At 71.7% G+C, this 12181-nt stretch carries 10 protein-coding genes and 1 pseudogene; 8 read left to right on the top strand and 3 right to left on the bottom strand.

The annotated features are described in order from the left end of the window. The first annotated feature begins 56 nt into the window (after positions 1 to 56). Positions 57 to 413 carry a hypothetical protein gene (locus ACZ63J_RS15000; protein WP_465400949.1) on the top strand — a complete coding sequence of 119 codons (357 nt, stop codon included), beginning with the start codon at positions 57 to 59 and terminating at the stop codon, positions 411 to 413. Positions 414 to 460: 47 nt separating this feature from the next. On the opposite strand, the gene ACZ63J_RS14995 is transcribed toward ACZ63J_RS15000, so the two are convergent. Then, positions 461 to 1633 carry a homogentisate 1,2-dioxygenase domain-containing protein gene (locus tag ACZ63J_RS14995; RefSeq protein ID WP_465400948.1) on the bottom strand — a complete coding sequence of 391 codons (1173 nt, stop codon included), beginning with the start codon at positions 1631 to 1633 and terminating at the stop codon, positions 461 to 463. A gap of 85 nt (positions 1634 to 1718) precedes the next feature. Here ACZ63J_RS14995 and ACZ63J_RS14990 point away from each other — a divergent pair, with 85 nt between their 5' ends. Then, complete coding sequence (locus tag ACZ63J_RS14990) at positions 1719 to 2573, top strand: hypothetical protein (protein WP_465439525.1); 855 nt, start codon at positions 1719 to 1721, stop codon at positions 2571 to 2573. Then, entirely contained in the window at positions 2570 to 3205 is a 636-nt protein-coding gene (locus ACZ63J_RS14985; protein ID WP_465341719.1) for an IclR family transcriptional regulator, read from the top strand. The genes ACZ63J_RS14990 and ACZ63J_RS14985 overlap by 4 nt, the downstream gene beginning before the upstream one ends. Here ACZ63J_RS14985 and ACZ63J_RS14980 read toward each other — a convergent pair. Both ACZ63J_RS14980 and ACZ63J_RS14975 read right to left on the bottom strand, forming a co-directional pair. After that, positions 3202 to 3873: a DUF998 domain-containing protein gene (locus ACZ63J_RS14980; protein WP_465439484.1), complete on the bottom strand. Its 672-nt coding sequence runs from the start codon at positions 3871 to 3873 to the stop codon at positions 3202 to 3204. The genes ACZ63J_RS14985 and ACZ63J_RS14980 overlap by 4 nt on opposite strands. Before the next feature lie 121 nt (positions 3874 to 3994). Then, a complete protein-coding gene (locus tag ACZ63J_RS14975) occupies positions 3995 to 4582 on the bottom strand; it encodes a TMEM165/GDT1 family protein (RefSeq protein WP_465439523.1) in 588 nt (195 codons plus the stop codon). A 185-nt stretch (positions 4583 to 4767) separates the two neighbouring features. Between ACZ63J_RS14975 and ACZ63J_RS14970 the strand changes: the two genes are divergently transcribed. From ACZ63J_RS14970 to ACZ63J_RS14950, 5 genes and pseudogenes are all read left to right on the top strand, one after another. After that, positions 4768 to 5727 (top strand): S41 family peptidase, encoded by a 960-nt coding sequence (locus ACZ63J_RS14970; protein WP_465400947.1) that lies wholly within the window; start codon positions 4768 to 4770, stop codon positions 5725 to 5727. Between the two features lie 80 nt (positions 5728 to 5807). Continuing rightward, positions 5808 to 7280, top strand: coding sequence for a cytochrome ubiquinol oxidase subunit I (locus tag ACZ63J_RS14965; protein WP_465400946.1), 1473 nt, complete (start codon positions 5808 to 5810; stop codon positions 7278 to 7280). Positions 7281 to 7394: 114 nt separating this feature from the next. Next, the gene (gene cydB / locus ACZ63J_RS14960) at positions 7395 to 8402 is read left to right on the top strand and encodes a cytochrome d ubiquinol oxidase subunit II (protein WP_465400945.1); all 1008 of its coding nucleotides are present in this window, start codon (positions 7395 to 7397) and stop codon (positions 8400 to 8402) included. Beyond that, entirely contained in the window at positions 8399 to 11620 is a 3222-nt protein-coding gene (cydD, locus tag ACZ63J_RS14955; protein WP_465400944.1) for a thiol reductant ABC exporter subunit CydD, read from the top strand. The genes cydB and cydD overlap by 4 nt, the downstream gene beginning before the upstream one ends. 59 nt (positions 11621 to 11679) lie before the next feature. After that, positions 11680 to 12181, top strand: a pseudogene (locus ACZ63J_RS14950) (hypothetical protein); the annotation flags it as partial.

The raw sequence follows: 12181 nt of genomic DNA, 5'->3' as shown, positions 1-12181 counted from the left end.
ACCCCAACGCACTAGACCGGGAAGTGGTCAGAGCACCACAACACTGGAGGGGAACGATGAACAGCAACACGATGAAGCGGGCCGGCGCGGTGGTCGCCGTGGTCGGGGCGCTCGGGCTGGCGGGGGCCGCCACGGCCGCGGCCGCCGAGGCACCGAAGAACCCGACCGTGCACTCGGCGCTGCCGGGCTCGGGCGTGCTGACCAACCACGTCTCGAGCTGGGTGACCACCCACCTCGACAGCGACGACTGGACCGCCAACGTGCGGGTCGACTACGGCCGCAGCGGCGCGTGGACGCACTGCTCGGACGGCGCCGACGTCTACGGCCCAGCACAGGGTCCGGGCTACTGGATCTTCGGCGGCAACTGCTACGGCCACGGCGTCGTCACCAACTACGGCTGGTACGACGCCTGATCCGGCGATCGGGCCCCTCCTCGCGACCGCGGGGAGGGGCCCCGCCGTCAGCTCTTGGGCCCGCGGCGCGACCACGTCCACGCGTAACCGGGGTCCTCGGACGCGTCGGCGGCCTCACCGAGCTCCAGCGGCGCGAAGGTGTCGACCATGACCGCGGTCTCGTCGAAGAACTCGGCGCCGATCGACGCCTCCGCCGCGCCTGGCTGCGGGCCGTGCGTGAAGCCGGACGGGTGCAGCGAAAGCGAGCCGACGCCGATCCCCGAGCCCTTCCGGGCCTCGTAGTTGCCGCGCACGTAGAACATCAGCTCGTCGGAGTCGACGTTCGCGTGGTTGTACGGCACCGGGATCGAGTCCTCGTGGTAGTCGACCTTCCGCGGGCAGAAGGAGCAGACCACGAAGTTCGGGCCCTCGAACGTCTGGTGCACCGGCGGCGGCTGGTGCACGCGCCCGGTGATCGGCTCGAAGTCGTCGATGTTGAACACCCAGGGGTAGAGGCAGCCGTCCCAGCCGACGACGTCGAACGGGTGCGTCGCGTACGTGTAGCGCGTCAGGCCGGCGCGGTGGCGCACGAGCACCTCGACGTCCTCGCCGTCTTCCAGCAGCGGCTCGGACGGGCCCCGGACGTCGCGCTCGCAGTACGGCGAGTGCTCCAGGAACTGGCCCTTCGCGGACAGGTACCGCTTCGGCGGCCCGATGTGCCCGCGCGCTTCGAGCGTGAAGAGGCTGACCTCGCCGTGGGGCAGGACGCGGTAGGTGCACGACGTCGGGATCACCAGGTAGTCGCCGTCGCCGACCTCGAGGCTGCCGTAGATCGTCTCGACCGTCGCGGAGCCGCCGTGGACGTAGAAGAGCTCGTCGCCGGCCGCGTTGCGGTAGAGCGGGCTGGGCGCGGTCGCCGTGACGAACCCGATGGTGACGTCGTTGTTGCCGAACAGCCGCCGCCGGTCGGTCACGGCGTCGGTGTCGGTGTCGAACTTGAGGTCCTGCGTCTTGAACGCGCGCGGCTTGAGCGGGTGGTTCGGCGTGAGCGAGCCGCGGTCCTCCTCGACGGCGACGGCGTCGACGATCGCCGTCGGCAGGCCGCGGTGGTAGAGCAGCGCGGAGTCGGCGGAGAAGCCCTCGACGCCCATCAGCTCCTCGGCGTAGAGGCCGCCGTCCGGCTTCCGGAACGCGGTGTGCCGCTTGTGCGGGATCTCGCCTACCCGCCGGTAGTAAGGCATCGACAACCCCTTCTGACGCGTCCGCTGTGCGAACGATTTTGTCCTCATGTCGTACGCTACTAGCGTGTCATTCGTGTCAAGCGCTGTGGAACTCACGCCCCCCGGCCCCCGTGGGATTCCTCCCCTGTTCGCGAGGCTCGTCGACGACTCGGCGCTGTTCCCTCCGGGCGATGCGGCCATGCCCGAAGCCCTGCGCGCGCACTTCGCGAGCCGGGAGTCCGAACACGCGGGTGTACTGGGGGTTTTTCTCTGTCAGGCCTCGCGGCTGCCCGAGCTGATCACCGAGCTGATCAAGATCAAGCCGAAGCAGCCGCTGCCGCTGTCGCTGATCATCGACACCGGTCTCGGCGGCGTGCCGAAGGCGATCTCGATCGTCGAGTCGCGCAGTGAGCTGCTCGCGCTGCGGATGGTCGAGATGCCCGCGCCGTCGGACGTCGACGAGGTCTGGCTGGAGCGGGTCTCGGAGTTCGTCCCCGAGGACGTCATCCGCGTCGTCGAGCCGCGCCGCGGCGTCGGCTGGCTGGACGGCGTCCGCAAGGTGATCGAGCACGGCAGCTGGCCGAAGATCCGCTGCGGCGGCCAGGCCGGGGAGAACTTCCCCAGCGTCGACGAGGTCGCGGACTTCCTCGCCGTGGTCAGCGGGTCCAGCGGTGCGTCGTTCAAGGCGACGAACAGCCTGCATCGCGCGGTGCGGCACGCGGACCCGGGAACCGGGTTCGTGCACCACGGCTTCCTCAACCTGCTGGTGGCCTCCGGGCGCAGCCTCTCCGGCGGCGACGTCCGGGGCGCGCTGGAGTCGACCGACGCCGAAGCGCTGGCCGACGAGGCTCGCGGGTTGTCCGAGCAGGCCGCGAAGGCCGTCCGGGCACTCTTCGCGTCCTACGCGGCCGCGTCGTTCGAGCAGCCGGTCGCCGACATGGGCGAACTCGGCTTGCTGTGACCGGCCGGGAGGGGTCGCTGACGCTCGACCGGGGCTTGGCGCTGCTGCAGGCGGTCGCCGACGCCGGCGGGGACGCGGCGACCATCTCCGAGCTGGCCGTGGCCATCGGGGCCAGCCGCGCCGCCGTCTACCGGCTGCTCGTGCCGCTGTCGGAGCGCGGGCTGGTCTGGCGCGACGGCACCAAGGTGCGGCTCGGCGTCGGCCTGCTCCGGCTGGCCGGGCAGGTGCTGCCGCAGCTGCGGGACGCGGCCGGCCCGGTGTTGCGCGAGCTGGCCGAGAAGGTCGGCGCGACGGCGCACCTGTCGGTCGCGCAGGGGGAGCAAGCGCTTGCGGTGGCCGTCGTCGAGCCCTCCTGGACGAGCTTCCACGTCGCCTACCGCGTCGGCAGCCGGCACGCGCTGAGCGCCGGTGCGGCCGGCAAGGCGATGACCCTGCGGCCCGGCGGTGACGGCTGGGTGACCTCGGCCGGCGAGCTCGAAGCGGGCGCGTCCGGCGTCGCGGCGCCCGTGCGCGGGGTGCCGGGGCTGAAGGCCAGCGTGGGAGTCGTCTCGATGGAGCCGCTCAAGGCGGCCGAGGTGGGCCCGCAGGTGCTCGCGGCCGCCGTCCGGCTGGCGGACATCCTGCGCGCTTAGCGGCGCGAGACCGCCAGCAGCGGCCGGACCATGGTCAGCAGCAGGGCGACGTCGATGGTGAACAGCAGGCGCTCGAACAGGCCCAGCGTGACGTCCTGCTGCGTGGGCCCGACGACGAGCGTGATGACGAACCCGCCGAGCACCACGGCGATGCTGGCGAAGCTCGCTGTCGCGAGCCGCCGGATCGTCGTCCGCCGCGGCTCCCAGGGGCAGCGCTCACGGCCGCGCTTGGTCAGCACGAACGCGGCGGCGGGCAGCGCGACGAACGCCGTGAGCGCGGCGATGTTGTGCACCTGCCCGGACAGCGTGCGCGCCTGCCCGTCCGGGTCGACGGGCACGAGCCCGCACACGAGCAGCCCGGCCGACCAGACGCCGAGCAGCACGCAGACGGCGGTGGTGCCCGGCCGGTGCGCCTTGGCGATGCCGGCGAGCAGGGCGACCGAGCCGAGGGAGAGCGCCAGGCACATCACGCTGAACAGCGGCGCGGCCGAGCCGTGCCCGAGCCGGCCGTAGACGTACTCCGACAGCGTCTGCCAGACCGGGCTGACCTGGCCCGACAGCCGCAGGTGCAGGTCGATCGAGATGGCCACGGCGAGGCCGATCCCGCCGAGCGCCAGCCGGCCGTGCACCGGCGAGACTGCGGCGGACCGGGGCTTCGCTGCGGTCACCTGCGTTCTCCTGGCCTGTCGGGGACACGGCTGAGGGCAAGGTGGTGTTCACCTTGCCCTCACCCTTTTGTTCCCGAAAGGTTACCGCGTGACCCTGTGAAGGAGCTGTACGCCTCCGTGCTCAGAATGCGAGCTGCAGCAGCGCGAAGGCCGCGAACCCGGCAAACAGGAACCCGGCGCAGCGCTGGATCAGCTTCGGCCGGATCCGGTTGCGGATCTTCGCGCCGATGAAGACGGCCAGGCCGGCGACCACGACGAGCGCGGCGAAGGCGCCGACGCCGACCGCGACGGGGTTGCCGATCCGGGCGGCGAGACTGGCCGTCGCGAGCTGGGATGCGTCACCCCACTCGGCGGCGAAGAGCACCCCGAAGGACGTCATCGCGGAGCGCATGAAGGACAGCGGCGTGGGGCCGACGCGCGAAGCGTCGTCGCCGGCTTCGTCCCCTTCGCGGAATCCCTCGCGAAGGAGCATGAAAGAGCCGAGACCGAACATCGCGGCGACGACCAGGGAAAGGACGAGGTCCGGCAACAGCGTCAGCACACTGCCGAACGCGACGGCGATGACACATTGCACGGCGAACGCCGCGCACACTCCGGCGAAAACCGGCCAGCCGCGGAAACGGGTGGTCAGCACCAGGGTGGCAACCAGCGTCTTGTCCGGCAGCTCCACGGCGAGGACCAGGCCGAACGCGCTGATCAACGCCACCATCGCGGCAGTCATGAGTAATTTCGCCCCTTTCACTGCAACGATAAAGGGGCGATTCGGAACGCCGCAAGCTGATGGCTTCCGCGAATTCGGCCGATCGGCGGTCATGAATTTGTCATCCAGCCGGGGCGCACAATTTTCTTCGGTGCGCCGAATTTTGGTTTGTGCCCTGCGGTAGGTTGACGGGCATGGGGTCAGAGGCGCGTGTCGCGCAGGTCAACGAGGTCATCCGCCGGCTGGAGGAGCACTACGTGTTCCCCGACGTCGCGGCGAAGCTGTCGGAGGTGCTTCGTCAGCGTCTCGGCGACGGCGCGTACGCCGGTCTGGGTGACGCCGAATTCGCGACGCTCGTCACAGCCGACCTGCAGTCGGTGAACGGCGACCAGCACCTGCGGCTGCGCCACCACCTCGAGCCGGTGGCCGAAGACGGCGACGAGGCGATGAACTCCGAGGGGTTCCGGATCGAAGCCGAGCTCGAGGGCTTCGGCATCGCGGAGGTGCGGCGGCTGCCGGGCAACGTCGGCTACCTCGACACGACGCTGCTCTACCCGCCCGAGCTGGCCGGGCCCGCGATCGCGGCGGCGATGACCCTGCTCGCGCCCACCGACGCGCTGCTGCTCGACGTGCGCCGCAACCGCGGCGGCACCCCCGGGACGAGCGCGTTGCTCCAGACCTACCTCGTTGACGAGCAGGTCCACTACCTCGACATCTACGAGCGCGAGGGCCACCGGACAACGCAGATGTGGACGTTGCCGTACGTCCCGGGCCTGCGGTTCGGCGGCACGAAGCCGGTCTGGGTGCTGACCGGCCCGAAGACGTTCTCCGGCGGCGAGGACCTCGCGTTCTCCCTGCAGCAGCAGGGCCGCGCGAAGACGGTGGGGGAGGCCACGCGCGGCGGCGCCCACCCGCGTGAGCAGTACAAAGTGGACACCTACCTCGACGTGACCGTGTCGATCGCGCGGTCGCTCCACCCGGAGACGGGGGAGAACTGGGAAGGCGTCGGCGTCCGCCCGGACCTCCCGGTGGCCGCGGACCAGGCGTTCGACACGGCGTACGAGCTGGCGCTCGCGCACGTGCTCGAGCTGGGTGACGAGGGCCCGCGCCGGGCGGTCGCCGACGAGGCGCGGCTCGCACTCACCCGTTCGTAGCTCACCCAGGACGTTGGTCCTGGGCGGAACGGGACCACTTGAACTGGTCGGGTCCCGGCCGCCGGAGCACGCTGGACCACGTGGAGGTCCTTGAGCTAGCGCGGTGGCAGTTCGGCATCACCACCGTCTACCACTTCCTGATGGTCCCGCTGACCATCGGGCTGTCGATCCTGGTCGCGGCGATGCAGACCCGCTGGGTCCGCACCGGCGATCCGCGGCACCTGAAGATGACCAAGTTCTGGGGCAAGCTGCTGCTGGTCAACTTCGCCATGGGCGTGGTGACCGGCATCGTGCAGGAGTTCCAGTTCGGGATGAACTGGAGCGCGTACTCGCGCTTCGTCGGCGACGTCTTCGGCGCGCCGCTCGCGATGGAAGGGCTCGTCGCGTTCTTCGTCGAGTCGACGTTCCTCGGCCTGTGGATCTTCGGCTGGGACCGCCTGCCGAAGAAGGTGCACCTGGCGTGCGCGTGGGCGTTTTCGCTGGCCACGATGGCCTCGGCGTACTTCATCCTGGCCGCGAACTCGTGGATGCAGCACCCGGTCGGCGTCACGTTCGAGAACGGCAAGCCGACGATGAACTCGATCTGGGCGGTGCTGACGAACAACACGGCCCTGGCCGCGATCCCGCACACCCTGGCCGGCGCGTTCTCGGTGGCGGCGGCGTTCCTGGTCGGCATCGCCGGCTGGCACCTGTGGCGGCGTCGGACCAACCAGGACGTCTGGCGGTCGTCGCTGCGCCTCGGCGGCTGGGTCGGCATCGCGGCGTTCGCGGTGCTGGCGATCACCGGCGACACGCAGGGCAAGCTGATGTTCGAGCAGCAGCCGATGAAGATGGCGTCGGCGGAAGCCCTGTGCCACACGGAACAGCCGGCGAGCTTCTCGATCATCGCGATCGGCGACGTCGCGGGGTCGAACTGCGAGGACGTCAAGACGTTCAACGTCCCGGCGCTGCTGTCCTTCCTGGCGCACAACGACTTCAAGACCGAGGTCAAGGGCGTCGAGGACTTGATCACGGAGTACCAGGCGAAGTACGGCACGAACTACCCGAATGACCCTTCGCTGGGCTCGCTCGCGGGAAAGCCGATCGATTACGTGCCCAACCTCCCGGTGACGTACTGGGGCTTCCGCATGATGATCGGCTTCGGCGCGATCTCGGCGGGCATCGGCCTCCTGGCGCTCTGGCTGACGCGCCGAGACCGGATTCCGACGGGCCGCTGGTTCCCGCTGCTGGTGCTGCTCGGCGTGGCGACCCCGTTCCTGGGCAACAGCGCGGGCTGGATCTTCACGGAGATGGGCCGTCAGCCGTTCGTGGTGGTCCCCAACCCGAGCGGTGTGGACGGGGTCTGGATGTTCACGGCCCAGGCGGTGTCCCGGCTGACGACCGGCGAGGTCTGGACGTCCCTGATCGCCCTGACCACGGTGTACGCGGCACTGGGAGTGGTGGAGCTGTACCTGATGCGCAAGTACATCCGCGGCGGCGTCGAAGCGGTGATGCCCCCGGAGAAAAAGGACTCCGACCAGGCCGACGGCGACACACTCGCCTTCGCGTACTGAGGTGTTCACGATGAGTATTGGATTGGTCACTCTCGTGGGTTACCCACAGCAAATCTGTGGACAACTCGCCCGGATGTGGATAACTCACGGCCACCCTGCGAAAGGCGGGTCCCGATGACCCTCGCCACCGTCTGGTTCATCGTCATCGCCTTCTTCTGGCTGGGCTACCTCTTCCTCGAAGGCTTCGACTTCGGCGTCGGCATGCTGCTGCCGATCCTCGGGCGCGACAACACCGAACGCCGCGTCATGGTCAACACCATCGGGCCCGTCTGGGACGGCAACGAGGTCTGGCTCATCGTCGCCGGCGGTGCCATGTTCGCGGCCTTCCCCGCCTGGTACGCGAGCCTCTTTTCGGCCGCCTACCTGCCGCTCCTCGTCCTGCTGCTCGCCCTCATCGGCCGCGGGGTCGCCTTCGAATACCGCGGCAAGGTCGACTCCGACCGCTGGCGCCGCACCTGGGACCGCGTGATCATGGCCGGCTCGTGGATCCCGCCGCTCGCCGTCGGGCTCATCCTCGCGACCACCGTCCTCGGCCTGCCGCTCGACGCCGAAGGCAACCGCGTCGGCTCCGCGTTCGCCGCCTTCCGGTGGGACACCCTGCTCGGCGCCGTCGCGGTCACCGCCTTCTCGCTCACCCACGGCGCCGCGTTCCTCGCTCTCAAAACCAGCGGTGAACTGCGGGAACGCGCCCGCGGCCTGGCGCTCAAGCTGCTCCCGGCGGCGATGGTGCCGATCGTCGCGTTCCTGTCGGTTGTCCAGTGGCGTGCGGGCAATCTGTGGACACTGCTCGCGTTTGGGATCAGTGCTCTCGCTGCGGTCGTCGCCTGGCTGCGGCTGCGCGCCGACCGTGACGGGCAGGCCTTCGCCGCGCTCGGCGTTGTCATCGCCGGGGCCGCGGTGCTGATGTTCGGCGCGCTCTTCCCGAACGTCCTGCCCTCGACGCTCGACGCCGCCAACACGCTCACCATCGAAGGCGCCGCGTCGAGCCCGTACACGCTGACCGTCATGACCTGGGTCGCCGTCTTCGGCGCGCCGGCCGTGCTGGTCTACCAGGGCTGGACGTACTGGGTGTTCCGCAAGCGCATCGGCACCCAGCACATCCCGGCGGTCCACGCGCCATGACCGAACTTCCCGGCCGCGCTCCTCTTCCCGCCTCGGAGTCCACAACGGACTCGGTGCGGCCGGGAAAGGGCCCGCTCGGCGCACTGCCGGCCCTCGTGCCGGCCGTGCGCCGAGCGCTGGCCCTGGTGGGATTCCTCGCCTTCCTCAACGCCGCCGCGCTGGTGGCCCAGGCGTTCCTGCTCGCCGACGTCCTCGCGGCGATCGTCGGAGCAGGCTCCGGGGGACGCACCGCCCAGCTGGCCGCGCTGCTCGCGCTCGTCGCGACGCGCGCGCTGACCGGCTGGGCGGTGCGCACGGTCTCCGCCCGCGCGGCCGCGACGGCGCAACGTGAACTGCGCGCGAAAGCCGTCGACCACGCGCTGCGCCTCGGCCCCGAGTGGATCGCCCGGCGCGGCCACGGCGAGCTGACCGCGCTCACCACCCGCGGCCTCGACGCGCTCGACGCCTACTTCCGCGAATACCTCCCCGCCCTGGTGACGGCGGCCGTCGTGCCGCTCGGCGCCGGCGCGGCGATCCTGTTCGCCGACTGGCCGTCCGGGGTGATCGTCGCACTGACGGTGCCGCTGCTCCCGATGTTCGCGATCCTCGTCGGCAAGTACACGGCCGGGCGCGTCGCGGGCGCGACCGACGCGACCCACCGTATGTCCGGCCGGCTGCTGGAACTCGTCCGGGTGCTCCCGGTGCTGACCGCTTTCCGTCGCGCGGCTGCGCAGGCCGAAACCGTCCGCGGGCTGTCCGAACGCCACCGCCGCGCGACGCTCAAGACGTTGAAGGTCGCGTTCTCCTCGGCGTTCGTGCTCGAACTGATCGCGACGCTGTCGGTCGCGCTCGTCGCCGTGGTGATCGGCGTCCGGCTCGTCGGCGGCGACCTGCCGCTGGCCATCGGGCTGGGCGTGCTGATCCTCGCGCCGGAGTGCTACCAGCCGCTGCGCGCGGTGGGCGCCGCGTTCCACGCCAGCGAGGACGGCGTCGAAGCGGTCCGGCGCGTCGCCGATCTGCTGGCCGTGCCGGCTCCCGCGTCCGGCACCGCGGTTCCTTCGCGCGGCGAGCTGCGAGTGTCGTCCCTGCGTGTCGCCCGACGCGGCGGTTTCGCGCCGGACGGCGAGACGTTCGCGGTCCGTCCCGGCGAGACGGTCTGGCTCCGCGCGCCGAGCGGCGGCGGCAAGTCGACCACGCTCTCGGCCCTGCTCGGTTTTGTCCCGGCGCACGACGGTGCCATCACGGTCGGCTCGACCGACCTCGCCGACGCCGACCTCGCGCGCTGGCGCGAACAGGTCGCGTGGGTGCCGCAGTCGCCGGTGTTCACCGGCGGCACGGCCCGTGAAGAAGCCGGGTCGGACGCGGTGCTCGCCGAGCTCGGCCTGGCCGGGCTCGCGGACCGGCCGGTGGCGAAGCTTTCGCTGGGACAACGTCAGCGCGTCGCCGTCGCTCGCGCGTTGCAGCGGGTGCGCGAGGGCGCCTGGCTGCTGCTGCTCGACGAGCCCACCGCACACCTCGACGAAGCGAGCGCGCGCCTGGTGCTCGACGCGGTGCAGCGCGCCGTCGACAACGGCGCCGCGGCGGTCATCGCAGCGCACGAACGCACGGCTGCGGTCGATATGTCGACTTCCGACGCGGTCGCCGCTGAGGTGTCCACAGAGGACGCTCCGAGTGCGCCGCTGAGGTGGCGCGCGCTCCTCGACGGACGGCTTTTCGGTGGCGCCGTGCTGGGTGCGGTGGCGTTGCTGGCCGGGGTGGCGCTGACCGCGACGTCGGGCTGGCTCATCGCCAAGGCGTCGCAGCAGCCGCCGATCCTGACCCTGACGGTCGCCGTGGTCGGTGTGCGCGCGTTCGGGCTCGGCCGCGCCGGGCTCAGGTACGTCGAACGGCTGGTCACGCACGACGCCGCGTTCCGCATCGCCGGCCGGCTGCGGGTGCGGTTGTGGAATTCGCTGGTGCGGCTCGGGCCAGCGCGGAGCCTGCGCGCGGGGGAGGGGCAGCGCCGGCTGGTCGCCGACGTCGACACCGTGCGCGACCTGCTGCCGCGCGTGGTGTCGCCGCCGCTGGTGGTCGCGCTGGTCGCGGCCGGGGCGATCGCCGTCCAGACGTGGGTGCTGCCCGCGGCGGGGCTGACCCTCGCGGCGGCGGTGGCGCTGGGGTTGTGCGCGCCGTGGGTCGCTTTGCGCGCCGAACGCCGGGCGACGTCGGTGCTGGCGGTCGGCCGTCGCGAAGTGGCGTCGAGGGTTTTGGTGCTGTTCGAGGCGGCGGCCGAGCTGCTCGCCTTCGGCACGGCTAGGGAGCACCGCCGCGCGTTGGCGGACGCCGACACCCGGCTGGTGACGCAGGCGCGTCGGCAGGCTTTCGGCGTGGGCGCGGCGGAAGCGCTGGTGACGCTGGTCTGCGGCGCGGCGACGGTCGTGAGCACGGCGTTGGCTGCCCAAGCGGTCTCGAGCGGACGGCTCGACCCTGTCCTGGCGCCCGTGCTGGCGTTGGTGCCGCTGGCGGTGGCGGAGGTGCTGGCGCTGCTCCCGCCGGTAGCGCAGCACTGGGACACCCTGCGACGCGCTCGTCAGCGGCTGGCCGACACACCGGCGTCCGGTGCGGTTGAGGCCGAGCACGGCGCCGGGGTGGTGCTGCGGGGAGCGGATCTCGGCTGGCCGGACGGTCCCGTGGTGCTGCGCGAGGTTGATCTCGACCTGGCGCCGGGCACGTATGCCGCGGTGGTGGGCCCGAGCGGCGCGGGCAAGTCGACGCTCGTCGCCGCGCTTCTGGGGTTTCTGACACCTCGGCGTGGCGCGGTTGTCGTGCCGGAGGGGGTGGCGTGGGCGCCGCAGGAGCCGATGCTCGCCGCCACGACGGTCGCCGAGAACCTCCGGCTCGCGCGCCCGAACGCATCCGAAGCCGAGCTGCGGCAGGCGTTGCGCCAGGCCGCACTCGACAACCTCGACCCGGCGACGCTGCTGGGCAGCGGCGGCAGCGGCCTGTCCGGCGGGCAGGCCCAGCGGGTCGCGCTGGCGCGGGCGTTGCTCGGGGCGCCGTCGGCGGGGCTCGTGCTGCTCGACGAGCCCACCGCACACCTCGACGAGCCGACGGCGCGGGTGGTGCGCGCGCAGCTGCGGGAGGCGCTGGCGGGCCGGACGGTCGTGCACGTGACGCACCGAGCCGACGAAGCGGACAACGCGGACGTGGTGCTCGAGGTCCGCGACGGCCGGGTGGTGGCGCGGGTGCCGGTGCCGTGATCGATTCCCGCCGTGTGCTTGCCGGGCCGCCCGCCCGCCGCGCGATAATGACGGAACTCATGGATCCGACGCTTGCCGCGCGGGCGCTGTCCGCCGCCACCGAGATCACGAGCACCGCCCTGTCCGGCGACGACCCGGGCGCGGTGCTGGACACGGTCGTAGCCAGGGCAGCCGAGCTCGCGGACGCGGACCTGGGCTTGGCAATGGTGAGCGCCGACGACGGCCGGGTGGTGGTCGAGGCCGCGTATTACGCCACGCCGCATCCATCCGCGGAGACCCGGCCAGGCGAGGCCCCGGCAGCGCAGCCGGGCATCGAACCGGCCGCACTGAGCGGCGAGCCGGGCGCGAGCGAATCCGCGGCGGGCATCGCGGCAACCGGCGACGCGGGCGCGACCGCAGCCACCAAGTCGCGCGCGACGGCTGAGTCAGCGGCGGGCAGCCCGACGCGTGGCGAGGCGAGTGCCGCCGCGACCGCGAGCTCGGTCACCAAGCCGGGCGCAAGCGCCGAATCCGCGGCGGGCAGCGCGGCAACCGGGGACGCGAGTGCGGCCGCGACCGCTA

This window comes from Amycolatopsis sp. NPDC104863 (assembly GCF_055582965.1).
The sequence above is the reverse complement of the archived record's forward strand: the minus strand, read 5'-3'. Positions and strand labels throughout refer to the sequence as shown.

What these genes read in the sequence shown, in the direction of transcription:
- ACZ63J_RS14970 (WP_465400947.1), top strand. Translation starts at nt 4,768, where the DNA reads ATGGGGTCAGAGGCGCGTGTCGCGCAGGTCAACGAGGTCATCCGCCGG.
- ACZ63J_RS14975 (WP_465439523.1), bottom strand. Translation starts at nt 4,582, where the DNA reads ATGGTGGCGTTGATCAGCGCGTTCGGCCTGGTCCTCGCCGTGGAGCTG.
- cydB (WP_465400945.1), top strand. Translation starts at nt 7,395, where the DNA reads ATGACCCTCGCCACCGTCTGGTTCATCGTCATCGCCTTCTTCTGGCTG.
- ACZ63J_RS15000 (WP_465400949.1), top strand. Translation starts at nt 57, where the DNA reads ATGAACAGCAACACGATGAAGCGGGCCGGCGCGGTGGTCGCCGTGGTC.
- cydD (WP_465400944.1), top strand. Translation starts at nt 8,399, where the DNA reads ATGACCGAACTTCCCGGCCGCGCTCCTCTTCCCGCCTCGGAGTCCACA.
- ACZ63J_RS14995 (WP_465400948.1), bottom strand. Translation starts at nt 1,633, where the DNA reads ATGCCTTACTACCGGCGGGTAGGCGAGATCCCGCACAAGCGGCACACC.